General features: G+C 69.7%; 19 protein-coding genes and 1 pseudogene. 10 read left to right on the top strand and 10 right to left on the bottom strand.

Annotation, left to right across the window (positions count from 1 at the left end):
* Positions 1 to 15: 15 nt before the first annotated feature.
* From ACWD3I_RS41205 to ACWD3I_RS41185, 5 genes are read right to left on the bottom strand one after another with little or no spacing between them, the layout of a single operon-like run.
* Positions 16 to 2940 (bottom strand): glycoside hydrolase family 2 TIM barrel-domain containing protein, encoded by a 2925-nt coding sequence (locus ACWD3I_RS41205; RefSeq protein WP_365397251.1) that lies wholly within the window; start codon positions 2938 to 2940, stop codon positions 16 to 18.
* The gene (locus ACWD3I_RS41200) at positions 2937 to 3776 is read right to left on the bottom strand and encodes a carbohydrate ABC transporter permease (protein ID WP_365397248.1); all 840 of its coding nucleotides are present in this window, start codon (positions 3774 to 3776) and stop codon (positions 2937 to 2939) included. Before ACWD3I_RS41200 ends, ACWD3I_RS41205 begins: the two co-directional genes overlap by 4 nt.
* 12 nt (positions 3777 to 3788) lie before the next feature.
* Positions 3789 to 4739, bottom strand: coding sequence for a carbohydrate ABC transporter permease (locus ACWD3I_RS41195; RefSeq protein ID WP_365397245.1), 951 nt, complete (start codon positions 4737 to 4739; stop codon positions 3789 to 3791).
* Positions 4739 to 6025: an extracellular solute-binding protein gene (locus tag ACWD3I_RS41190; RefSeq protein WP_365397242.1), complete on the bottom strand. Its 1287-nt coding sequence runs from the start codon at positions 6023 to 6025 to the stop codon at positions 4739 to 4741. The genes ACWD3I_RS41195 and ACWD3I_RS41190 overlap by 1 nt, the downstream gene beginning before the upstream one ends.
* Positions 6026 to 6077: 52 nt before the next feature.
* Positions 6078 to 7097: a carbohydrate kinase family protein gene (locus ACWD3I_RS41185; protein ID WP_365397239.1), complete on the bottom strand. Its 1020-nt coding sequence runs from the start codon at positions 7095 to 7097 to the stop codon at positions 6078 to 6080.
* Positions 7098 to 7249: 152 nt separating this feature from the next.
* On the opposite strand from ACWD3I_RS41185, the gene ACWD3I_RS41180 reads away from it, so the two are divergent.
* The 5 genes from ACWD3I_RS41180 (at position 7250) to ACWD3I_RS41160 (ending at position 14875) form a co-directional block, all read left to right on the top strand.
* Positions 7250 to 8014, top strand: coding sequence for a DeoR/GlpR family DNA-binding transcription regulator (locus ACWD3I_RS41180; protein WP_266829681.1), 765 nt, complete (start codon positions 7250 to 7252; stop codon positions 8012 to 8014).
* Positions 8011 to 9348 carry a 6-phospho-beta-glucosidase gene (locus ACWD3I_RS41175; RefSeq protein WP_365397236.1) on the top strand — a complete coding sequence of 446 codons (1338 nt, stop codon included), beginning with the start codon at positions 8011 to 8013 and terminating at the stop codon, positions 9346 to 9348. Before ACWD3I_RS41180 ends, ACWD3I_RS41175 begins: the two co-directional genes overlap by 4 nt.
* A 102-nt stretch (positions 9349 to 9450) precedes the next feature.
* Positions 9451 to 12495, top strand: a complete 3045-nt coding sequence (locus ACWD3I_RS41170) for an alpha-mannosidase (RefSeq protein ID WP_365397233.1) — start codon at positions 9451 to 9453, stop codon at positions 12493 to 12495.
* An 88-nt stretch (positions 12496 to 12583) separates the two neighbouring features.
* Positions 12584 to 13834: an alpha-L-fucosidase gene (locus ACWD3I_RS41165; protein WP_365397230.1), complete on the top strand. Its 1251-nt coding sequence runs from the start codon at positions 12584 to 12586 to the stop codon at positions 13832 to 13834.
* A 168-nt stretch (positions 13835 to 14002) separates the two neighbouring features.
* Complete coding sequence (locus ACWD3I_RS41160; protein WP_451084323.1) at positions 14003 to 14875, top strand: sulfotransferase family protein; 873 nt, start codon at positions 14003 to 14005, stop codon at positions 14873 to 14875.
* 1 nt (position 14876) lies between these two features.
* Here ACWD3I_RS41160 and ACWD3I_RS41155 read toward each other — a convergent pair whose 3' ends face one another.
* Together ACWD3I_RS41155 and ACWD3I_RS41150 are read right to left on the bottom strand one after the other, a co-directional pair.
* Positions 14877 to 16556: a carbohydrate binding domain-containing protein gene (locus tag ACWD3I_RS41155; protein WP_365397227.1), complete on the bottom strand. Its 1680-nt coding sequence runs from the start codon at positions 16554 to 16556 to the stop codon at positions 14877 to 14879.
* A gap of 181 nt (positions 16557 to 16737) precedes the next feature.
* A complete protein-coding gene (locus tag ACWD3I_RS41150) occupies positions 16738 to 17871 on the bottom strand; it encodes an ATP-grasp domain-containing protein (RefSeq protein ID WP_365397224.1) in 1134 nt (377 codons plus the stop codon).
* A 272-nt stretch (positions 17872 to 18143) separates the two neighbouring features.
* On the opposite strand from ACWD3I_RS41150, the gene ACWD3I_RS41145 reads away from it, so the two are divergent.
* On the top strand, positions 18144 to 19052 hold the full coding sequence (locus tag ACWD3I_RS41145; RefSeq protein WP_365397221.1) for a metallophosphoesterase family protein: 909 nt from the start codon (positions 18144 to 18146) through the stop codon (positions 19050 to 19052).
* On the top strand, positions 19000 to 19674 hold the full coding sequence (locus ACWD3I_RS41140; protein WP_365397218.1) for a 4'-phosphopantetheinyl transferase family protein: 675 nt from the start codon (positions 19000 to 19002) through the stop codon (positions 19672 to 19674). Before ACWD3I_RS41145 ends, ACWD3I_RS41140 begins: the two co-directional genes overlap by 53 nt.
* A gap of 9 nt (positions 19675 to 19683) precedes the next feature.
* Here ACWD3I_RS41140 and ACWD3I_RS41135 read toward each other — a convergent pair whose 3' ends face one another.
* Positions 19684 to 19911 carry a hypothetical protein gene (locus ACWD3I_RS41135; RefSeq protein WP_266885729.1) on the bottom strand — a complete coding sequence of 76 codons (228 nt, stop codon included), beginning with the start codon at positions 19909 to 19911 and terminating at the stop codon, positions 19684 to 19686.
* 222 nt (positions 19912 to 20133) lie between these two features.
* Between ACWD3I_RS41135 and ACWD3I_RS41130 the strand changes: the two genes are divergently transcribed.
* Entirely contained in the window at positions 20134 to 21156 is a 1023-nt protein-coding gene (locus ACWD3I_RS41130) for an alpha/beta fold hydrolase (protein ID WP_365397216.1), read from the top strand.
* Between the two features lie 16 nt (positions 21157 to 21172).
* On the opposite strand, the gene ACWD3I_RS41125 is transcribed toward ACWD3I_RS41130, so the two are convergent.
* The gene (locus tag ACWD3I_RS41125; RefSeq protein WP_365397213.1) at positions 21173 to 21703 is read right to left on the bottom strand and encodes a toxin-antitoxin system, toxin component; all 531 of its coding nucleotides are present in this window, start codon (positions 21701 to 21703) and stop codon (positions 21173 to 21175) included.
* Positions 21704 to 21735: 32 nt separating this feature from the next.
* Entirely contained in the window at positions 21736 to 22392 is a 657-nt protein-coding gene (locus ACWD3I_RS41120) for a helix-turn-helix domain-containing protein (RefSeq protein WP_365397210.1), read from the bottom strand.
* A 237-nt stretch (positions 22393 to 22629) separates the two neighbouring features.
* Here ACWD3I_RS41120 and ACWD3I_RS41115 point away from each other — a divergent pair, with 237 nt between their 5' ends.
* Positions 22630 to 23289, top strand: coding sequence for an MmyB family transcriptional regulator (locus tag ACWD3I_RS41115; protein WP_365397207.1), 660 nt, complete (start codon positions 22630 to 22632; stop codon positions 23287 to 23289).
* Between the two features lie 75 nt (positions 23290 to 23364).
* Positions 23365 to 23856, top strand: a pseudogene (locus ACWD3I_RS41110) (ABC transporter permease); the annotation flags it as partial.
* Positions 23857 to 23859 lie beyond the last annotated feature (3 nt).

Genomic DNA, 23859 nt, shown 5'->3' with positions numbered 1-23859 from the left:
GAAATCCGGTGGAGTTCAGAGAGCGCGCAGGGTCCAGCTCCAGCGGTGGACACCCGGTGCGACCAGGTAGGAGGGGAAGGTGTCGGGGCCGCACGAAGCCGTGCCGAGACCCCGGTGGGCCGCGTCGAGGTGCACCACGCACCCGGCACGCGGCACCAGTTGGTCGTGATGGGTGACGGAGGTGAGGTCCTCGGCCCGGTAGCGGGTCACGGAGACCTGCCGCGGCTCGTCGAGCGCGACCGTCAGCCCGGTCGCGTCGGGCGCCGAGAGCGTGAAGCGCCGTACACCGTGGCGACCGCCGCTCTCCTGCGGACGCAGATAGGGGGTGAACAACTCGTCGACCGGCACGCGGTGATGACCCACGGGCGCGCCCGCGCTCCGGTCGGGGTACGACTCCCAGGGCCCCTGTCCGAACCACTCCAGCAGGTCCAGGCCCGCCACCGTCTCGAACACCGACCCGACCCGCGCCACGTCGTCGAACTCCGCCGGCAGCTCGGCCTCCTCGTCGATCCGGACGCCGCCCTCGACCGGCGTGAGGATCTGCCGGTGCCGCACGACGCCGAGGGTGCCGGCGTACTCCGCGACCACGGTCACCCGACCGTCGGCCTCCCGCACCGACACCGCCTTGCGGACGAGCGAGTCGAGCCCCCAGGTCCGCCAGCGCAGCGCCATGCCGCCCAGCTCGTCGTTGTCGGTGGGCGCCCGCCACAGGGACAAGGTGGGGGCGGCGGTGAGCAGGGGGTGGACCAGCAGCCCCTCGGCGTCGACCTCGACGGAACGGTTCTCCGCGGATGCGGGGACCGGGGCCGCCTCGCGCAGCCGCACCTGAGGCAGACACACCACCGTGCCCCGTGGCGCCCATGCCTCGTCGCGCGCGGTCGTCACCCTGAGCGTCAGCCAGGCCTCGCCGCCCGCACGCGGTACCTCGAAGGGCAGCGGTACGACCGCCGTCTCACCGGGCCGCAGATCCGGCAGCTCGGCGGGCGCGGTCACCGTGTCACCGTCGGCGAGCGACAGCTCCCACTCGCCGGCCAGCCAGTCCAGGCCGCGGAAGTGCTGATGGTTGCCGAGCACGATGCCCTCGTGCCTGAAGCACTCGATACGCAGCGGCGCCGCGATCTCGCGGTGCTCGTACATCGCGGGCTTGGGAGTGCGGTCCGGGAAGACGACGCCGTCGGCGATGAAGGCGCCGTCGTGGATGGTCTCGCCGAAGTCGCCGCCGTACGCCCAGCGATGGCCGGGCGCGGCGACACCGTTGTCATAGAGCCCGGCGCCCCCACGCCCGACCGGTCTTCCGTCGTTCACACGCTGGAGAATGCCGTGGTCCCAGAACTCCCAGATGAACCCGCCCTGAAGTCCTGGCGTTGACTCGATGGCGGCCCAATGGTCCGCGAGCGTGCCGTTGCTGTTGCCCATGGCGTGCGAGTACTCGCACTGGATGAGGGGTCTGGTCTGCTCGCCGGACAGGGCGTGGGCGACACAGTCCTCCAGCGGCGCGTACATGGGGCAGGCGATGTCGGAGGCGTCGTCGGTCGCCGCCCAGTCGAGCTTGGCGGCACCCTCGTACTGGATCGGCCGCGTCGGATCGTGCCGGCGCACCCAGCCCGCCGCGGCGTCGTGGTTGGCGCCGTAGTCGGACTCGTTGCCGAGCGACCAGATGATCACCGACGGATGGTTCTTGTCGCGGAGCACCATCCGCGAGACCCGGTCCACGAAGGCGTTCAGATAGCGCGGGTCGTCGGCGATCTCGTGGGCGTGGTCGTGGGACTCGATGTCCGCCTCGTCGACGACGTAGAAGCCGAGTTCGTCGGCGAGGTCGTACAGCCCGGGGTCGTTCGGGTAGTGGGCGGTGCGGATCGCGTTGAAGCCGAACCGCTTCAGCAGGACGAGATCCGCGCGCATGTCGTCGTACGACACCGTCCGGCCGGTCAGCGGATGGAAGTCGTGCCGGTTCACGCCGCGGATGTACACCCGCTCGCCGTTGACGAGGAGGTTGCGGCCGACGATCTCGACGTCGCGGAAGCCGATGCGGTGGTACGAGGTGTCGGCGACCGTTCCGTCGGCGCGGTGCAGTCGGACGGTCAGGCCGTACAGCTCGGGCGCCTCGGCGTTCCAGGTGCGCACATCGGGGACGATGGTGTGCAGCCGTACCTCGCCGAGGAAGTCGGAGACCCGCTCGTCCTCGACGTTGGCGCGGTCGAACTCCGCGTCCTGGGACAGGAGTTGCCCGTCCAGCTCGCCGGTGACGTACCACCCGTCGGGCAGCGCGCCGGCCGTGTCCCGCACCCGGCAGTCGACCCGCAGCTCACCGCTGTACGCGGCCCGTACGGTCACGTCCGCGAGGTGCAGGGGGTCGATGGCGTACAGCAGCACCGAGCGGGTGATGCCGCCGTGCCACCACTGGTCCTGGTCCTCGATGTGCGAGGCGTCGGACCACTTCACGACGGTGAGGCGTACGGTGGCGCGCTCGCCGGGCCGGACGAAGGGCGTGAGGTCGAACTCGGCGGCGAGGTGGGAGTCCTTGGAGATGCCGACGGGACGCCCGTCCACCTGCACGAGCAGCACGCTCTCGGCGGCGCCGACCTGGAGCACGATCCGGCGGCCGGACCACTCGGCGGGGATGTCGACCGTGCGCTCGTACACACCCGTCGGGTTTCTGTATACAGGCGACAGGGGCGGGAATTCCGCATACGGCATACGGATGTTCGTGTACTGGGGAAGGTCGTCGGTGTCCTGCATGGTCCAGACACCCGGCACGTACGCCGTCGACCACGGACCGCCGACCGGCGTGTCCGGAGCCGGCAGCAGCTGGAAGTTCCAGTCGCCGTCCAGGGGGAGTGCTCCGGAGCGCCGGTCGACGGCGTTCATGGGCAGTCGCCCCCAGGAGGTCACCTCGGGTGCCTCCCAGGGACGCAGGGCGAGCAGGGGATCGCTCGTCATCCGCGCACGGCTCCCTTCGCGAGGTCACCGATGATCTGCTTGGCGCCGACCGCGAACACGATCAGCAGCGGGATGAGGGCGAGCAGGGCGCCGGTCATCACGATGCCGTAGTCGGTGGTGCCGTGGGTGCCGTTGAGCTGGGACAGCGCGACCTGGAGGGTCACGTTGTCCGGGTTGGTGAGAGCGATCAGGGGCCAGGCGAAGTCGTTCCACTGCCCCATGAAGGTGAAGATGCCGAGGAAGGCGAGACCGGGGCGGACCACCGGGAGCGCCACGTGCCAGTACTGGCGCAGGAAGTTCGCGCCGTCGAGCCTGGAGGCGTCGAGCAGCTCGTCGTGGATGGCGGTCCTCATGTACTGGCGCATCCAGAAGATGCCGAAGGCGTTGGCCGCGGCCGGCACGATCAGCGCGGTCATCGAGCCGATCCAGCCGATCTTCGCCATGAGGACGAACTGCGGGATGACCGACAGCTGTGCCGGCACCATGAAGATGACCATGAGCAGCCCGAACAGCGGCTTCTTGCCGGGGAACTCGAACTTCGCGAAGACGAACGCGGCGAGGGAGTCGAAGAGCAGGACCAGGAAGGTCACCGACGCCGCGACCAGCAGCGAGTTCCACATCGACCCGAAGAAGTCGATGGCGTCGAAGAGATTGCGGACGTTCTCCAGGAAGTGCGTGCCCGGCAGCAGCTTCGGTGGGTAGGAGAAGATCTCCGAGGAGCTGTGCGTCGACATGATCACGGCCCAGTAGAACGGGAAGGCCGAGATCAGCGTGCCGAGGATCAGCGGGAGGTGCAGCGCGATCCCTCTGCGGCGGGACCCCTTGATGGATGACATGGCGCGCCCTTCCTAGTCGCCCCGGCGCTGCACGAGGCGCCAGTTGATGATCGAGAAGAGGACGACGACGAGGAAGATGCCCCACGCCACGGCGGCGCCGTACCCGAAGTCGTTGTTGTCGAAGGTCTGCTGGAAGAAGTAGAGGACCATCGTCTGGCCCGAGTGGCCCGGACCGCCCGCGAACGTCGAGTCGTTGGACGAGGTCTGGAGCAGGACCTGTGGTTCGGAGAAGCTCTGCAGGCCGGTGACCGTCGAGACGACGAGCACGAAGAGCAGCGTGGGCCGCAGCAGGGGCAGCGTGATCCGGAAGAAGGTCTGGACGGGCCCGGCGCCGTCCATGCGCGCCGCCTCGTACAGGTCGCTCGGGATGGTCTGGAGGCCGGCGAGGAAGATGATGGCGTTGTAGCCGGTCCACTGCCAGGTCATCAGCGCCGCGATGGTGACCTTGATGCCCCAGGGCGTGTTCAGCCAGGCGACCTGGTCGATCCCGACCGCGTGCAGGACGGCGTTCACCATGCCGGCGTTGGTGGAGAAGATCGAGCCGAAGACGATCGCGATGGCGACGACCGAGGTGACGTTCGGCAGGAAGTACGCGACGCGGTACAGGCTCTTGAACCGGACCGCCGAGTTGAGCATCACGGCCGTGATCATCGCCAGGAGGATCATGGGGAAGGTGGCCATCGCCCAGATGATGATCGTGTTGCCGATCGAGTTCCAGAAGTCGCTGTCGCTCAGCAGGTACTGGTACTGCGAGAGCCCGGCCCACTCCATCGAGCCGAGGCCGTCCCAGCGGTGGAAGGACAGATAGAGCGAGAATCCGACCGGGAACAGGCCGAAGCCCAGGAAGATCAGATAGAAGGGGGAGATGGCGGCGTAGAGGTGCCAGTACTTGCGGAAGCCCTTCTTCGGTCCGGCCGCGGAGGGCTGGGCCACGGCGGGCGGGGTCTGTTCGAGGACGGCCATCAGTAGCTCACCCCCAGGTGCTTCGCGATGCGACGGCACTTGCTCATGGCGTCACTCCAGGCCTTCTTGGGGTCCTTGCCGAGGACGCCGACGTTCTTGATCTCGTCCTTGATGGGCTGCCCGAGCGCGATGTCGTACGGGCTGTTGTAGGCGACGACGATCTTCTGCGCGGCGGGTCCGAAGATGTCGGTCGTGACCTGGCCGCCGAAGAAGTCGTCCGGCTCCTGCATCTGCTTGAGCTCGTAGGAGGCGGGCGTGGAGGGGAAGAGGCCCGCGTCGAGGTAACCCTGCGCCTGGTTGGCCGCGTCGAGCATCCAGGAGATGATCTGGAAGGCCTGCTCGGGCTCCCGGCACGCCTTGGTGATCGACAGGAACGAGCCGCCGTTGTTGGCGGGCCGCACCGGCATGTCGGCCACCCTCCACCTGCCCTTGGTCTTCGGCACGCCGTTCTTGATGTCGAAGCTGGCCCAGGAGGCGCCGAGTTGGCTCGGCAGCGTGCCGTCCTGGATGGCCGACAACTGGTCCGGGGTACCGCTGACCAGGTCCGAGACGATGCCGCGCCGCTTGGCCTCGACGGCCAACGCCCAGGCGTCGCGCACATGTTGCTGGTCACCGATGAACCGGCGGTCCTTGTCGACGTACCGCTTGCTGCCCTGGTTCACCACGTTGTCGAAGACGGAGTTGACGTCGGTGAGCAGCTTGGCCTTCGAGATCCGTTTGCCGAGCTGCTCACCCGCGGCGAAGAACTTCTCCCAGGTGTCCAGTTCCTTCGACACGTCGCCGGGCTCGTACGGCAGTCCCGCCTTGCGGAACACGTCGTACTGGTAGAAGTGCGCGACCGGCCCGCAGTCGATGGGGAAGCCGACCATCGTGCCGTCGTCGGCGATGCCCTGGTCCCATTTCCAGGGCAGGTACTGGTCCTTGTACTTCTCCGCACCCAGCGTCCGCAGATCGATGAACTGGTCCGCGTTCGGCAGATAGGCGGCCATGTCCTCGCCCTTGAGCCCCGCGATGTCGGGGATGTGGGCCTTGCCGGTGATCGTGGTGATGAGCTTGGAGCGGTACTGGCCGCCGATCTGGATGGCCTGGAGGTCGACCGAACTGTCGTAGCGGGCCTTGGCGTTCTTGACGACGGTGTCGCTCAGGCCGCCGCTCCAGTACCACAGGACCATGTTCCGGCCGGTCGAGCCGGTCGGAACGGCACAGCCGGACGCCAGGCCGCCGAGCGCCGTGGCGGCCGTACCGGCCAGGCCCGCGCGGAGCAGGCCTCTTCGTGAGAGCCGCACAGCTCCCACCGCCTTTCGGGGGTTTTCGGGTCTTCGCATATGTACGGGGGGGTCAGAACTGCCGTGCGGGGGGAGTGACGGGGGCGTACTGGACGGGGGGCCCGGGGTCGGCCGGGATCCGGTCGGACAGAAAACCGTATGCGGTCTTCAGTTCGCGGTCGGCGAGCGACCGCCACCAGCGGTCGACGCCGTACCAGCCGGGTGCGGCCAGCGCCCCACCCGGATGCTGGACGGACAGCCCGGCCGCGAGCACCGCGAACCGCAGTCGCTCCTCGAGCGGCCAGCCGCCGAGCGAGGCCGCGACGAAGCTCGCGCCGAACACGTCCCCGGCGCCCGTCGCGTCCAGGACATCGATGTCGAGGGCCGGGACGTCCGCGTACTCGCCCGTGGTCTGGTCCACGGCCACCGCGCCGTCCCCGCCCCGCGTGACCACGGCGACCGGCACCAGCTCGGAGAGCGTGCCGAGGGCCGCGACCGCGCTGTCGGTGCGGGTGTAGGCCATCGCCTCGGTCTCGTTGGGGAGGAAGGCGTGGCACAGCTTCAGCTGGTCCAGCAGGTCCGTGGACCACTGCTGGGTGGGGTCCCAGCCGACGTCGGCGTAGATGTGGGTGCCGTTCGCGGCGGCCCTGGCGATCCACTCGCGGGGTTCGGCCTCGAGGTGAACGAGGGCGGTGCGCGCCTCGGGCGGGTCGCCCATCAGCGTGTCCTGCGAGTACGGGGGCTCCTGGCCGTGGGTGACCAGGGCGCGGTCGTCGCCGTGGGCGAGCGAGACGGTGACGGGGGTGGGCCAGTCGTCCGCGGTGCGGGAGAGCGAGAGGTCGACGCCCTCCTGGTCGTCGAGGACGTCCCGGCAGTACTCGCCGTAGAAGTCGTCGCCGAAGACCGTCGCCAGGGAGGTCCGCAGGCCGAAGCGGGACGCGGCGACCGCCAGGTTGGCGATGCCGCCGGGGCCGCAGCCCATGCCGGCCGTCCAGATTTCCTCGCCCGGCGTCGGCGGCCTGCCCAGACCCGTGAGAACGAGGTCGTAGAAGAGCAGCCCGGTCAGCAGTACATCGGGCCGGTCGTCGTCCACGCGCACATCCTCTCGTCCGGCGCTCCACGACGGAGCTCGTCAAAACTCTTCAAATTCGATGACCGGAATCGTGCGCCGCTCCGCGACATTGGTCAATACCTGAGCAGAAGTGAGCATGGAAATGATTGGCAATGACGAGTACTGTTCACGACGTGCTGGCAGAACGACGACATCAACTCATCCTGCGGGCCCTGCGCTCCGGTGGTCCCGCGGCTGTGACCGACCTCTCCGAGCAGCTGGGTGTGAGCCCCGCCACGATCAGGCGTGACCTGGTCAAACTCGAGGAGGACGGGCTGCTCACCCGCGTCCACGGCGGTGCCCGCGCCGAGGAGGGCGACCAGCCCTTCGCCGAGGTCGCCGAGGTGCGCGTGGCCGAGAAGGACGTCATAGCCGCGCATGCGGCGGGGCTGATCGAGGACGGTCAGTCGGTGCTGCTCGACATCGGCACCACCGCCTACCGCCTGGCCCGCCAGCTGCACGGCCGCCGTCTCACCGTGATCACCAGCAACCTGGTGGTCTACGAGGAACTCGCCGACGACGAGGGCATCGAGCTGGTCCTGCTCGGCGGCATGGTCCGCCGCGAGTACCGCTCCCTGGTCGGCTTCCTCACCGAGGACAACCTCCGCCAGCTGCACGCCGACTGGCTCTTCCTCGGCACCAGTGGAGTTCGCCCCGGTGGGCAGGTGATGGACACGACGGTCGTCGAGGTGCCGGTCAAGCGCGCCATGATCAAGGCGAGCGAGCGGATCGTGCTGCTCGCCGACGCGGCGAAGTTCCCGGGTACGGGGATGGCGAAGGTCTGCGGTCCCGAGGACCTGGACGTGGTGGTGACGAACGCGCCGGTGAACGCGGCGACGCGGGCCTCCCTGGAGGAGGCGGGCGTCGCGGTGGTCGTGGCAGGAAAGGTACAAGCGTGAAGCTGACGATTCTGGGCGGCGGCGGATTCCGCGTGCCGCTCGTGTACGGGGCGCTCCTGACGGACCGCGCCGAGGGGCGGGTCACGGAAGTCGTTCTGCACGATCTGGACGACAGTCGACTGTATGCAGTCGCCCGGGTGCTGGCTGAACAGGCGTCGACCGTCGACGATGCCCCCACGGTCACCGCCACCACCGACCTCGACGAGGCGCTCCGCGGCGCCGACTTCATCTTCTCCGCGATCCGCGTCGGCGGCCTGGAGGGCCGCGCCGAGGACGAGCGGGTGGCCCTCGCCGAAGGCGTCCTCGGCCAGGAGACGGTCGGCGCCGGCGGCATCGCCTACGGTCTGCGCACGGTCCCCGTCGCCGTCGACATCGCCCAGCGGGTCGCCCGGCTCGCCCCCGACGCCTGGGTCATCAACTTCACCAACCCGGCAGGTCTCGTCACCGAGGCCATGTCCCGCCACCTCGGCAACCGCGTCATCGGCATCTGCGACTCACCGGTCGGCCTCGGCCGCCGGATCGCCCGGGTGCTCGGCGCGAACCCGAACGAGGCGTGGATCGACTACGTCGGCCTCAACCACCTCGGCTGGGTCCGCGGCCTGCGTGTCGCCGGCCGTGACGAACTCCCGCGGCTGCTCGCCGACCCCGGACTCCTCGGCTCCTTCGAGGAGGGCAAGCTCTTCGGCGTCGACTGGCTGCAGTCGCTCGGCGCGATCCCCAACGAATACCTGCACTACTACTACTTCAACCGCGAGACCGTCCGCGCCTACCAGCAGGCCGAGAAGACCCGCGGCGCCTTCCTCGCCGACCAGCAGGCCGCCTTCTACGAGGAGATGCGCCGCCCGGACGCCGCCGCCCTCACCGCCTGGGACCGCACCCGCGCCGAGCGCGAGGCCACCTACATGTCCGAGAACCGCGAGAGCGCCGGCGCCGGTGAGCGCGACGCCGACGACCTGTCCGGCGGCTACGAGAAGGTCGCCCTCGCCCTGATGCGGGCCATCGCCCGCGACGAGCGCACCACCCTGATCCTCAACGTCCGCAATCAGGGAACCCTCTCGGTGCTCGACAACGATGCCGTGATCGAGGTCCCGTGCCTCGTCGACGCCAACGGCGCCCACCCGGTCGCCGTCGCCCCGCTGCCCGACCACGCGAGCGGCCTGGTCTGCTCGGTGAAGGCGGTCGAGCGCGAGGTGCTGGCCGCCGCCGAGTCCGGCTCCCGTACGACGGCGGTGAAGGCGTTCGCGCTGCACCCGCTAGTCGACTCCGTGAACGTCGCCCGCCGACTGGTCGAGGGCTACGCCGAGGTCCATCCGGGTCTGGCGTACCTTAAGTGAGCACACGGAGGGAAAGCGCTTTCCCTCGCCGTACCTCCTCCGTGCCCGCCCGGCCCACCTCCCTCCGCTTCCACCCGCTCGCTCCCTTCCTGGAGACCTCTCATGCACGACGAACGCCGCCGGATCGAGGAACGCGTAGAGCGCCTCCACAACCAGCGCATCAAGCCCGCGATCTACGCGGCCACCGTCCCCTTCGAGGTCGAGGCGTGGCAGGCACCGGGGGAGCCGGTCCCCTTCGAGGAGGCCGCGGCGGCCCGGTACGCGCCGTTCGCGATGGACACCCCGTGGGGTCCGCCCTGGGGCACCACCTGGTTCCGGATGCGGGGCGAGGTGCCCGCCGAGTTCGCCGGGAAGCGCGTCGAGGCGGTCATCGACCTCGGCTTCGTGGGCGACTGGCCGGGCAACCAGGCCGAGGCGCTGGTCCACCTGCCCGACGGCCGTCCCCTGAAGGCGGTCAACCCGCTCAACCAGTACGTGCCGATCGCCAACCCGGCGACGGGCGGGGAGCAGATCGACTACCTGGTCGAGGCGGCGTCCAACCCCGACATCCTGGCGAACAACTTCGAGGCTCCGACACTGCTCGGTGATGTACTGACGGCAGGCGACCGTCCACTGTATACATTCCAGCGCGCCGACATCGCCGTCCTCGACGAGGAGGTCTGGCACCTCGACCTCGATCTCCAGGTGCTGCTCGGCGTCATGGTCCACCTCGGTGATCACGAGCCGCGCCGCCACGAGATCCTGCACGCCCTGGACCGGGCCATGGACGCCCTCGACCTGGACGACATCTCCGGCAGCGCGGCGGCGGTCCGCGAGGTGCTGGCCCCGGTCCTGGCGAAGCCCGCCCACGCCAGCGCGCACACGGTCTCCGGCGTCGGCCACGCCCACATCGACTCCGCCTGGCTGTGGCCCATCCGCGAGACCAAGCGCAAGACGTCCCGCACCTTCTCCAACGTCACCTCGCTCGCCGACGAGTACGACGACTTCGTCTTCGCCTGCTCCCAGGCCCAGCAGTACGAGTGGGTGCGCGACAACTACCCGCACGTGTGGGCCCGCATCCAGGAGTCCGTGAAGAAGGGCCAGTGGGCCCCGGTCGGCGGCATGTGGGTCGAGTCCGACGGCAACCTGCCCGGCGGCGAGGCCATCGCCCGTCAGCTCGTGCACGGCAAGCGGTTCTTCATCGAGCACTTCGGCATCGAGACCAAGGGCGTCTGGCTGCCGGACTCCTTCGGCTACAACGCCGCCTACCCGCAGCTCGCCAAGCTCGCCGGCAACGAGTGGTTCCTCACCCAGAAGATCTCCTGGAACCAGACCAACAAGTTCCCCCACCACACCTTCTGGTGGGAGGGCATCGACGGCACCCGCATCTTCACCCACTTCCCGCCGATCGACACCTACAACGCCCGTTTCAGCGGCGAGGAGATGGACCGAGCCGTCCGCAACTACGCGGAGAAGGGCGCCGGTTCGCGCTCCCTGGCCCCCTTCGGCTGGGGTGACGGCGGTGGCGGCCCCACCCGCGAGATCATGGAACGCGCCCGGCGCCTCGCCGACCTGGAGGGCTCGCCCAAGGTCGTCGTCGAGCACCCCGACGAGTTCTTCGCCAAGGCCCGCGCCGAGTACGAGGACGCCCCCGTCTGGAACGGCGAGCTCTACCTGGAGCTCCACCGCGCCACCTACACCTCCCAGGCCCGCACCAAGCAGGGCAACCGCCGCAGCGAACACAAGCTCCGCGAGGCCGAGTTGTGGGCGACGACGGCCGCCCTGCACGCGCCGGGCTACGCGTACCCCTACGAGAAGCTGGACCGCCTCTGGAAGACGGTCCTGCTGCACCAGTTCCACGACATCCTGCCGGGGTCGTCCATCGCCTGGGTGCACCGCGAGGCGGAGGCCGAATACGCGCGGGTGGCCGAGGAGCTGGAGGTGCTGACGGCGGAGGCGGTCGCGGCCCTGGGCGGCGGCGGGGCACGGGTCTTCAACACGAGCCCGTACGACCGTACGGACGTGGTCCGGGACGGCTCGGGCGCACCGACGTTCGTGACGGTGCCCGCGAGCGGCAGCGCGCCCCTCGCCGCCGCCGAACCCGCGCACCCGGTGACGGTCGAGGGCAGCGTCCTCGACAACGGTCTCGTCCGTGTACAGGTGGCAGAAGACGGAACACTGTCGTCTGTATACGACATCCGCGCGAACCGCGAAGTCCTCGCCGAGCGGGGCAACCTCCTCCGACTGCACACAGACCTCCCGAACTACTGGGACGCCTGGGACATCGACAAGCACTACAAGAACCGCTTCACCGACCTGCTGGAGGCGGACGCGGTGACGGTCGTCGAGCAGGACCCGCTGCTCGGGGCGATCCGCGTCACCCGTTCCTTCGGCAAGGGCTCGAAGATCACCCAGACGATCACCCTCCGCGCCGGCAGCCCCCGCATCGACTTCGAGACCGAGATCGACTGGCACGAGGCCGAGAAGATCCTCAAGGCGGGCTTCCCGATCGACATCCGCGCCCCGCACTCCTCCGCGGAGATCCAGTTCGGCCACATCCAGCGCCCCACCCACACCAACACCAGCTGGGAGGCGGCCCGTTTCGAGGTCTCCGGCCACCGCTGGGTGCACGTCGGGGAGCCCGGCTACGGTGTCGCGGTCATCAACGACTCGACGTACGGCCACGACGTCTCCCGCACGGTCCGCGAGGACGGCGGCACGACGACCAAGGTCAGCCTGAGTCTGGTGCGCGCCCCGCGCATCCCGGACCCGGAGGCCGACCAGGGCAAGCACCGCTTCACCTACTCCCTGCTGCCCGGCGCGAGCATCGAGGACGCGGTCGCCGAGGGGTACGCCCTCAACCTGCCCCTGCGCGTGGCCGATTCGGCGGGCGAGCCGGAGCCGGTCGTCTCCGTCGAGGGCGACGGCATCACCGTCGAGGCGGTCAAGCTCGCCGACGACACCTCGGGCGATGTGGTGGTACGGCTCTACGAGTCCCGTGGCGGCCGCGCGCAGGGCGTCCTGCGCACCGGCTTCCCGCTCGCCGGAGCAAAGGTGACCGACCTGCTGGAGCGACCGCTGACCGAGGACGAGGCCGCCGTCGACGGCACGGTCCCCGTGACGCTGCGCCCCTTCCAGATCCTGACGCTCCGTCTGCGGCGCGCCTGACGGCGCCCACGTGCGCGGCGGGCAGGGACGTCTGCACCCGTCCCTGCCCGCCGTACCCGAGCGACCTCTCGCACCCAGGAGTTCAGCCGTGCCCATGCAACCCTGGTTCACCGACGCCAAGTTGGGGATCTTCGTCCACTGGGGCATCTACGCCGTCGACGGCGTCCAGGAGTCCTGGTCGTTCTACGACGACATCGTCCCGCACGACCGGTACATGTCCCAGCTCGATCGCTTCACCGGCGCCCGGTACGACCCTCGTGAGTGGGCCGACCTGTTCGCCCGCGCCGGCGCCCGGTACGCCGTCCTGACGACCCGTCACCATGACGGAGTGGCCCTGTGGGACACGGAGTTCGGCGAACTCAACCTCGGCAAGGACTACATCGGCCCCTACGCCGAGGCCCTGCGCGAGAAGGACCTCAAGGTCGGCTTCTACTACTCGCACTCCGACTGGAACCACCCCGACTACGCCACCACCCGCAAGCCGGGCCGCCCACCGGAGCAGGAGGACAACCGCTACTCCGAATGCTCGGCCGAGGACGAGGACCTGGCGGCCTGGGAGCGGTTCATCGCCTACCGGGACGGCCAGATCCGTGAGCTGTCCGACCGCCACCGGCCCGATCTGATGTGGTTCGACGGCGAGTGGGACCGCAGCGAGGAACAGTGGCGCATCCCCGAACTCGCCGCGCTCATACGCTCGTACAACCCCGACGTCGTCTTCAACGCCCGCATGCTCAGCGAGGGCGACTACGCCACCCCCGAGCAGGGCGCTCCCATCGAACCCCCCGAGGGCCCCTGGGAGTTGTGCCTCACCATCAACGACTCCTGGGGCTACCAGCACCAGGACCACAACCACAAGTCGCTCACCCAGCTGATCCGCTACTTCACCGAGACCATCGGAGGCGGCGGCAACCTGCTGCTCGACGTCGGCCCGATGGAGGACGGCACCATCCCGCGGCCGCAGGTGGAGCGACTCGAAGGCCTGGGGGAGTGGATCGCCAAGCACTCCGAGGCGGTGTACGGGACGGTGCGCGGACTGCCGGCCGGGCACCACTACGGGCCCAGCACCCTCTCCGTCGACGGCCGTACGCTCTACCTCACCCTGTTCGACATCCCCCGCGCCGAGATCGGCGTCCGCGGCCTGGCCACCCCGGTCCGCAAGGTCACTGTCCTCGGTACCGGCACCGAACTCGCCCACCGTGTCGTCGGCGGACTGCACGAGGCCGTCGGCGTGCTGTGGATCGACCCGCCCGCCGAGGCCGACCTCGACCCGCACGCCACGGTGCTCGCGGTCGAACTGGACGGGGAACTGGAGCTGTACCGAGGCGCGGGACGGTTCTGACCACGCCACGGGACGACGGTTCCCATCAAGAATTAAGAAAGCGGTAAGTCGCCAGGTCACGGCGGGTTCCCGGCCCGCCGTGACTTTTCTGTGCCGCCTCCCCGACACCTGAAGTTCGCCCGCCACCCCTGGGATGCGGAACGCAAGGCGCGACAGAAAGGTGACACGGTGCGAGACCCGCGTATGTCAGAGATCGGCAAGGGACTGAGGCGACGGGGCAGGCTGATGAAGGAGGCGGTGAGCCCGCCGCGCAGAACCCTGGACGCGGTCCCCGCACCGCGCCCCGCGGCCGACCCCTACACCGCCCCCTGCGCCCCGCGCCTGGTGGAGGCCCCGGTCTTCGTCCTGTCCTCGGTGCGCTCGGGCTCGACCCTGCTGAGGGTCCTCCTCAACAGTCACAGCCGTATCCGCGCCCCGCACGAGATGCATCTGCGCACCGTGCACGTCCAACTCGCCCGCGACTTCACCGCCGAGGCCATGAAGGCACTCGAACTCGACAAGACCGAGCTGGAGCACATGCTCTGGGACCGGGTCCTGCACCTCGAACTCGCCCGCAGCGGCAGGGACGTCATCGTCGACAAGACACCGGCGAACGCCCTCATCTGGCCCCGGCTGCACCGATGTTGGCCTCAGGCGAAGTTCATCGTCCTGCTGCGCCACCCGGGAGCGGTCATCACCTCGCTCACCAACCGCCGCACGGATCCGGACCGTGCCGCGATCCGCGCCGAGGTCCTCGAATACGCCGAGAAGCTGGAGGAGGCCCGTGCGGCCCTCGACGCCCAGGTGATCACGTACGAGGAACTGACCGCCGAGCCGGAGCGGATCACCCGCGGTCTGTGTGCGTATCTCGGCCTCCCGTGGGAGAGCGGGATGCTCGACTACGGCGATCAGGACCACGGTGCCTTCCGCCCGCAGCTCGGCGACTGGTCCAGCACCATCAGGTCGGGACGCGTCCAGCCGGCCCGTGAGGCCGACGCCGCTGTCGAACTGCCCTCACGCCTGGCCGAGTTGGCACAGGCGTGGGGATACCCGATCGCTTGACTCAGCCGGTGAAGCCGGCCGTGATCGAGGTGAACTGCCAGTTGCTCTGGCTGATCCCGGAGCAGTTGCTGACCACGCCGCCGCCCGGGCACGGCCGGTCACGGTTGACCGACCAGAACGCCAGCCGCGCGATGTGGTGGGAGTTCGCCCAGTCCCGGATCGAGGTCCAGGTCGCGGTCGAGGTGAGCTCCTGCTGGTCGGAGAGCCCGTTCATACCGGAGATGCCGATGTGGGCGTAGGCCGTGGCGTCGTCCCACCCGAAGGTGGACCTCAGCTTGGTCTTGAGCCCTTCCGTCGCGTTCACGGTGTTGCCGTACATGTCGGCACCGCCGCCGAAGTCGAACGGCATGATCGTGAACACGTCGATACCGGCGTTCAGCGCCTTGGCCTGCTCGATGAGCCGGTTGCCCCAGTACGTCGGACCGGTCGTCGACGTCCCGAAGGTCAGGACGGTCCGCAGTCCCGGGTTGTTCGCCTTGACGATCTTCAGGGCGTTCAGGATCCGGTCCTGCACGGTCGCGTTCTCGAATTCGTCGGTGTTCTCGATGTCGACGTCGATCGCCTTGAGCCCGTAGGCGTCGATCACCTTCTGGTACGCGCCCGCCAGCGCCTCGGCGCTGGAGCAGTTCGGCCCGAGCTTGTTGCCGCTCCAGCCGCCGATCGACGGCACGATGTCGCCGCCCGCGGAACGGATGGAGTTGATGACGCTCTGGTCGTTTCCGCCGGTCAGCGGCCTGCTGCCGTCCCAGGCCGGGTTGCAGCCGCCGGAGGACAGGATGAACGCCATCGTGTACCACTTGATCCCGGTCGAGCTCATCACCGAGGTGGCGCTCGGCGGATCACCCCAGCCGAGGTAGAGGTAGGGCGCGGCCTGCTTGAACCCGGTCCCGCCCCCGCCGCCCGCGTCCGTCGTGACGCTCACGGCGTTGGAGGCCGCCGAGGAGTTCGCGGCCGCGTCCCGCGCCCGCACGGTGAACGTGTAGGCGGTGCTGCCGGAGAGTCCGCTGACGGTGGCACTCGTCCCGGAGACGCTGAGCACCTGGTTCGACCCGCTGTAGATGTCGTACGCCGTGACACCGACGTTGTCCGTCGACGCGTTCCACGCCAGCGACACGCTCGACGACGTCTTCCCGGTGGATCGCAGACTCGCCGGCGCGGTCGGCGCCTGCGTGTCCGAACCGCCGCCCGGGCCGTCGAGGTTGATGTCGTCGGCGTAGTAGGTGCCCTGCGCGTACCACCCGTGGGTGTAGACGGTGGCGCTCGTCTGCGAGGCACCGGTGGTGAAGGACACGCTGAGCTGGCTGTACGCCGACGGCGACGAGGTCCAGGTGGAGGAACCGCCGTCCACACCGAGGTAGACGTAGCTGCCGCGCACCCAGCCGCTCAGCGTGTACGCGGTGTTCGGCCGCACGGCGACGGTCTGGCTGCACTTGGCGATGTCACTCGAACTCACCGCACCGGCAAGCGCCCTGGAGCCGGCGCGTACGGGGGAGGAGACGACCGACCCGAGATTGCCGGTGCAGGACCAGGGGCTCAGGGCCCCCGACTCGAATCCGGGATTGGTCAGAACATTGGCCGCTTGGGCCGTACCGGGAAGAGCGACGGCCCCGGCCAGTGCGAGAGCCGCGGTACCCAGGAGAGCGAAGAGACGTCTGGAACGCCGTGGAAGTGGAGTGCGCACATGATCTCCCTGAAGAAATGGGGGTGTTCGGGAGTACAGGGAAGTGCGCAACCAAGTTGGTATGGACCAATGCGTCTGTCAAGGCGGAGAGACGGAATTGGTCCATACCGGTGGGGAGATGTACCTGGGGGTGCGGGTAACTGCGCGACAAGCCACAGAACACCCGCACTCGGCCGACAGCCTAAAGCGGCAGTGCCTGACCCGCGGCCGAGACGGAGTCGACGGCAACGGGCTCAGCCGCCGCAGGCCGAGGCAACGGCTCCGACACCTCGGCCCTCTGATGCGGAATGGCCACAGGCCGAAGCTGCCGCGGCCCCGACACCACCGTGTAGTCCTGACCCAGGAACGGCGGAGCCATCTCCCCCGGGTCCTCACCCAGCGCCAACTGCACAGCGGCCCAAGGCGCGTTGACCCCGCACAGCGACAGCTGGTGCAGCCCGCCGGCGGGCCGGGTGTTGACATCCATCAGCACCGGCGTGTCACCGAACATCCGGAACTGGATGTTGGACAGGTAGTGCAGCCCGAACCCCTCAGCGATCATCCGCGCCGGCTCCAGCCACTGCTCGTGCAGCGTGAACCCGCGACGGCGCCCGTTCTTGGTGCGGCCCACCGCCAGCCGGATCCGGTTGTCGGTCCCCGTGAGGCAGTCGACCGAGACCTCCGGCTGCTCCAGACGCGGCATGACCAGCCAGTCCACCGACTCGTCGGCCTGCGTCAGGGCCTCCACGACCGTGTCCAGCGGTACGTACGGGCCGGGAAAGCCGTTGAGGTGAGTGAGTGAGAAGGGGGCGCGCGTGATCACGCGGAAGCCCACCCCGCCCGCGCCGGACGCCGGCTTGAAGCACGCCTTGTACCCGCCCGCCTCCAACTCCTCGACGGCGACGACGAGTTCCTCCGCGTTGCGCACCCGGTACCAGGGCGGCACCGGTACTCCGATGGCCTGTACGGCCTCGTACGCGATCACCTTGTCGTGGAAGACGGCCACGGCCTCCGGCGGCGGCGCGAGCAGTGCCGTACCGGCCGCCTCGAACTCCGCGCGGTGCGCCACGATCGCCGACTGGTGCAGTCGGGGCACGAAGACGTCGATGCCGCGGCGGGTGCACTGGTCGAGCGCGTACTCGACGTACGCGGCCGGGGACAGGCCCTCCGGCTCCAGCTCGGCGGTGTCGGCGGCGGCCAGCACGGGGGAGTCCGCGTCGCCGTGCGTCGCATGGATCTTGACGGCGCGATCACAGGGATTTCGGCGCAACTGATCCATGAAGAACACGTTCTCCGCGTACGTGCGGTTGAGCCAGACGCGTACGCGAGAGATCATGCAGGCCGCCTTTCGGGGTTTTCGGGCACGGCGAAGCAGGCCGAGCCCGGCCAGGGTGTGAGGAGGGTCACCAAACCGCCCTGCGCGAAGGGAAGTTCATGGCGGTGGTGTTGGGGCGATCATACGGCTTCCGGAGGGCCCGGCGTGCAACGCGCGTGTTACGGATTATTCGATCTTGATCGATCCCGCTGCGGGGCCGTGCCGGGCCGCTTGTCCGGGCGACGTGAATATGCTGTCGTGGTCGCATTCGTGTGCTCGGAGGGGGGACAGAGGTGACGTCGAGGGCCGGTGGTTCCGGACAGCTGCTGGCCATCAGTGACCTGCATGTCGGCTACCCGGAGAACCGCGCCCTCGTCGAGGCGATGCGCCCCGGGACGGACGAGGACTGGCTCCTGGTGGCCGGTGACGTCGCCGAGACCGTGTCCGCGATCCGCTGGACCCTCGAGACGCTCGCCGGCCGCTTCCGCAAGGTCGTCTGGGCCCCGGGCAACCACGAACTGTGGACCCACCCCGACGACGAGGTCACCCTGCGCGGCGTCGAGCGCTACGAACACCTCGTCGCGCTCTGCCGCGACCTCGGCGTCACCACCCCCGAGGACCCCTATCCCGTCTGGGAGGGCGCCGGCGGCCCGGTCGCCGTCGCCCCGCTCTTCCTGCTGTACGACTACTCCTTCCTGCCCGCCGGCTGCACGACCAAGGAGGAGGGGCTGGAGTACGCGTACGGCACCGGCATCGTCTGCAACGACGAGCACCTGCTGCACCCCGACCCCTACCCGAGCCGCGAGGCCTGGTGCCGGGCCCGGGTCGAGGCGACCGCCCGCAGACTCGCCGAGCTGCCCGACGACCTGCCCACCGTGCTCGTCAACCACTACCCGCTGGACCGGCACCCGACCGAGGTGCTCTGGTACCCCGAGTTCGCCATGTGGTGCGGCACGCGGCTCACCGCGGACTGGCACCGCAGGTTCCGCGTCGAGACCATGGTCTACGGTCATCTCCACATCCCGCGGACCACCTGGCACGACGGTGTCCGCTTCGAAGAGGTGTCGGTCGGATACCCCCGGGAGTGGCGCAAGCGCCCCGACCCGCCGGGACGGCTGCGCCGCATCCTGCCCAAGGAGGTCGGACCCCGTGATCGAGGAGCTGCTGCCGGACACGGTGGTGGCCGTGGAGACGTACGGTGACGACGAGACCGCGCCGCTGTACCCCGAGGAAGCGGCGGTCGTGGCGCGGGCGGCGGACAAACGCCGACGCGAGTTCGCCGCGGTACGCTCCTGCGCCCGTCGGGCCATGGAGAAGCTCGGCGTCCCGCCCCAGCCCGTCGTGCCCGGCGCCAGAGGTGCCCCGCAGTGGCCCGCCGGACTTGTCGGCAGCATGACCCACTGCGACGGCTACCGCGCCGCCGCCCTGGTCCGCGCCGCCGACCTGGCCTCCCTCGGCATCGACGCCGAGCCCCATGAGCCGCTCCCCGACGGAGTCCTGGCCTACACCTCCCTGCCCGCCGAGGCGGACCGGCTGCGCGGGCTGGCCGAGGAGCGGCCCGACATCCACTGGGACCGACTGCTGTTCAGCGCCAAGGAGTCCGTCTACAAGGCGTGGTTCCCGCTCACCGGGAAGTGGCTCGACTTCACCGAGGCCGACATCGAGCTCTTCGCCCACCCCGGCGAACGGCTCGGCGGCGGCCTCAGCGCCGAACTCCTCGTACCCGGACCGACGGTGGGCGGCCGGCGGCTGGGCCGCTTCGAGGGCCGCTGGACCGTCCGGCGCGGGCTGGTCGCGACGGCCGTCGTGGTGCCGCACGCCTGAGCCGGGCTCTCACGGACGCGGGAACCAGCTCTGCAGCAGCCGGAAGAACTCCTCCTCGTTGCCCACGAGACCCGCGTCCGCCAGCGCCTGCTCCGCCTCCGCGAGCACGGCGGGCGGCACGACCGGTGGCCGCGGCGCGTCCGGCGGACCGTCGAAGGCGGCGCGCACGGTATGCAGAAGCCGCAGGTAGGCCTGGACGGCGGTGCGCTCGCGGTCGGTCAGTACGGCGGTGTGCATCGGTCGGCTCTCCCCAAGTCGGCTCATCGGTCACGCACCCGTACAAGGGGGTGCAACTCCAGCTTGCCGCCCACCACTGACAATGAGGCCCGCCCACTCCCCGGTTCGCCCGCTTAGCGGAGGCGAAACCTCGGCGAAATCCCCGGTGGGAAAGCCGTCCTACGCTGGGGGCAAGGGCTTTCGGCCGCTGCTCGGCGGCCCAGGGAACGGGGAGGTACGTGCGTGGTCGACGTCCCGCACCGGCGCCCGGCGCGCACCGTACGGCTGCGCTCGGTGGGCGACGGTGAACTCGAGTTGCAGTACCGGGTCGTGCACGGCTACCGCCGTGCCTTCCGGATGGCCGGCGAGGGGCCCGCGCTGGTCCTCATCCACGGCATCGGGGACTCCTCCGCCACCTGGGCCGAGCTGATCCCCGACCTCGCCCGCACCCACACCGTCATCGCCCCCGACCTGCTCGGCCACGGCGCCTCGGACAAACCGCGCGCCGACTACTCGGTGGCCGCGTACGCCAACGGGGTGCGCGATCTGCTGACCACCCTCGGCATCGAGTCGGCGACTCTCGTCGGGCACTCGCTGGGCGGCGGTGTGGCCATGCAGTTCGCCTACCAGTTCCCCGAGCGCACCGAGCGGCTCATCCTGGTCAGCGCGGGCGGCGTGGGGCGCGAGGTGAATCCCGTGCTGCGGATGGTGTCGCTGCCCGGGGCCCATCTGATGCTGTCGTCGTTGCGGCTGCCGGGGATGCGGTGGCAAGTGGGGCTCGCCGTAGGACTGATGAAGCTGCTCGACACCGATCTCGGGCAGGACGCGCCCGACCTGCTGAACCTCGTGGACGCGTTGCCGGACGAGACCTCACGCAACGCCTTCATCCGCACGCTGCGCGCGGTGGTCGACTGGCGGGGGCAGGTGGTGACCATGCTCGACCGGTGCTATCTGACCGAGGGCATGCCGACGATGCTGCTGTGGGGCGACCGGGACAGTGTGGTGCCGGTGCGGCACGCGTTCGGGGCACACGAGGCGATGCCGGGGAGCCGGCTGGAGATCTTCGAGGGGGCGGGGCACTTTCCGTTCCACGCCGATCCGGGGCGGTTCGTCTCCCTGGTCGAGGAGTTCACCGCGACGACGGCTCCGGCGGACTGGAGCCGTGAGCACTGGCGCGAGCTGATGTGCGAGGGACGGCCCGGCATCCCGCTCAGCCGTGCCACCGAACGCGACCTGCGCGAGGCGAGCGAACGCAGCGCGACCTGACCGGCGGCGGTACCGGTCAGCTCTGCGGACCGAGGTAGCCCAGCGACGCCTCGATACGGCCCGCGAGGCGGTCGCGCTGTACCGGTCCCCGTGCCGGCGAACCGTCCAGCCAGGTCAGGCACTTGCTGGCGAGCAGCAGGCCGAAGCGTTCGGCCTCCTTCTCGTCGGCCTGGTCGAAGCGGCTGCGGGCGGCGACCTTCAGGACGGTGGCCCGCAGGTCGGCGTCGTCGCTGAGCATGCGGGCCGCGACCGCGGCGCCCTCGACATGGTGACTGCAGTGCCCGGCCTTCATGTGCCACAGCTCGTGGCCGAGGATGACCAACTGGTGGCCGGGAGCGGTGCGTTCCTCCACGACGACGAGGTCCTGGTCGGCCATGTCCAGCCACAGTCCGCTCGCGGTGTCGGGCGGGAACGCGGCCGTACGGAAGTGGACCGGGCGGCCGCGGCGCCGGCTCATCGCCTCGCAGAGTTCGGCGTAGAGGTCCGCCGGACGCGCCGGTGCGGGGAGGGTGAGTTCCGCTACCAGCTCGCCGCACAGGCGGCGCATTTCCCTACCGATGCCCACAGTTATCCCCCGGCTCACGACTCGGGCCGTTTGACGCTCTCCAGGAGCATGTCCAGCCATTCGGCGACCTTGTCGCGGTGCTGGTCGGTGGGCAGCTGCGCGGCCCGCCAGGCGATCCCGCGGACGCCGTGGTCCTGCAGCAGCCGCTCCAGCGGATCGCCCGCCGTCGCCGTCGCTTCCTTCTCGCGGTCGGCCAGTTTCTGCAGAAGCTCCTGCTCCGTGCGCTGCAGGGCCCCGGAGAGAGCCTCGGGATCCTCGGCCGTGAGGAAACCGGCGTGCACACGGAAGAAACGCTGGATGGCGTCGCAGTGCTCCATGGTGGGACGCCGGTCGCCGTTGATGAGGGCACCCGCCTGCTGCCGTGACATGAAGGCGCCGTCGGCGATCTCCTGCTGGGTGTACTTGCGGCCGTTGGGCTTGAGCCGGGTGCGGCGCAGAAGGTCCAGGCGCTGAAGGAAACGGGCCTGTACGTCGGGTTCGCCCGCGGGGCGGCCGCCGAGCAGGGACTTGACCACGGGCTCGGGGACGCCGGAGGCCACCGACAGGCGGCCGGTGTGGAAGACCTCCGCGTGCGGCACGCCGAGCCGGTCGGCGAGCGCGGTGACCCGGGCGACGACGCCCGGCAGCGCAGCCGTCACCGCGGTGGCCGGACTCGCGAAGCCATCCGTCACCGGCAGATCTCCTACGTCTCTCACTGGCTTCTCACAAGAAGATCATCACAAGCGGTTGCCGTGAACTCCGGGGAGAGTAGCCCCTCGTTCGAACTTACATCCAGGTCTCGCCACAACTGTGGCCAATTTCAGCCGTCAACAGGCACGAAATGCCACGATAGTTGACACGCCTCGCGCCCGGGCAGCAGGATCAGGGCGCCGCGTGAAGGCCGCATAGGCAAGAGGGGTGACCTCCCGATGGCACAACAGGCAGGAGGGCAGCGGCCGGAGCCGCGGCCCGTCCCCGAGAGTCTTGAGGCCCGGGCGTATCTGCAGGACTACGCCACCCTCCTGGAAGCGGTCCCCTTTCCCTCGGTCGTTCTCGACCACCGGTGGGACGTCGTGCTGTCGAACACTGCTTTCGAGACACTTTTCCGTGGGGTGGGCCCGCATCCCACCGCCATGCCCGACGACAACTTCCTCAGGTTCGTCCTGTTCCACCCGGACGCGGGCACGGTTCTCGGTGAGCACGAGTCCAGTTGGTGCCTGCCGATGCTCGCCCACTTCGCGGCCGCCGTGGAGCGCAACGGCCATGACCAGGGGCTGCAGTCGATCCGTCGGGACATCGCCCAGGACCCCATCATGGAGGCCGCCTACCGGCACGGTCTGCCGCACTGGATCCGCGCGGTCGGCGAGCGGGCCTTCGCCCACGACGGCGGGGTCCGTCCGGTCCTGCACCCCGACCCGCGCTGGGGCGCCACCGACTGCCGTGTCGTCGACGAGACGTCCTCCACCCTCCGGGAGCTGGGCTACGCCCGGCTGACCCTGGTACTGCGCGAGACGCGCCCCGCGTCGGCCAGGTCCCGCGGCGCACGCCGTTCCGCCGCCCACCTGACGGTGGTCCCCGCGGCGGAGTGAGCACGGGGGGACGCCCCGGCAGCCGCCGGACGGCCGACTTCCGCGCACCTTCGGCGTGATCGTGCCGGACCCCACGTAACCCTGCCCGGCATCGTCACGGGCATCGCGCTCAACTCGGCCTTCGGCACCGTACTCGAGCCGCTGGGGGTCGGTCCGTGGCTGTTCACCGTGGTCGTCGGACACGCCACCTTCTGCGTCGTCGTCGTGTTCAACTACGTCGTCGCGCGACTGCGACGCACCTCGGGCTCGTACGAGGAGGCGGCGACGGACCTCGGTGCCCACACCTTCCGCGCCTTCGTGGACGTCACCTTCCCGCTGGTGCGCTCGGCGCTCCTCGCGGGCGCACTGCTCGCCTTCGCGCTCTCCTTCGACGAGATCGTGGTCACCGCGTTCACCGCCGGACCGGGTGTCGAGACCCTGCCGATCTGGCTCTTCAACACCATGACGCGACCTCAACAGGCCCCGGTGGTCGACGTGGTGGCGGCGGTGCTCGTCCTGCTCTCCGTCATCCCGATCTACGTCGCTCAGCGGCTGTCCTCCGACACGGCGACCGGGAGCCGGGTCTGACGA

The organism is Streptomyces sp. NPDC002817 (assembly GCF_053592055.1).
The sequence above is the reverse complement of the archived record's forward strand: the minus strand, read 5'-3'. Positions and strand labels throughout refer to the sequence as shown.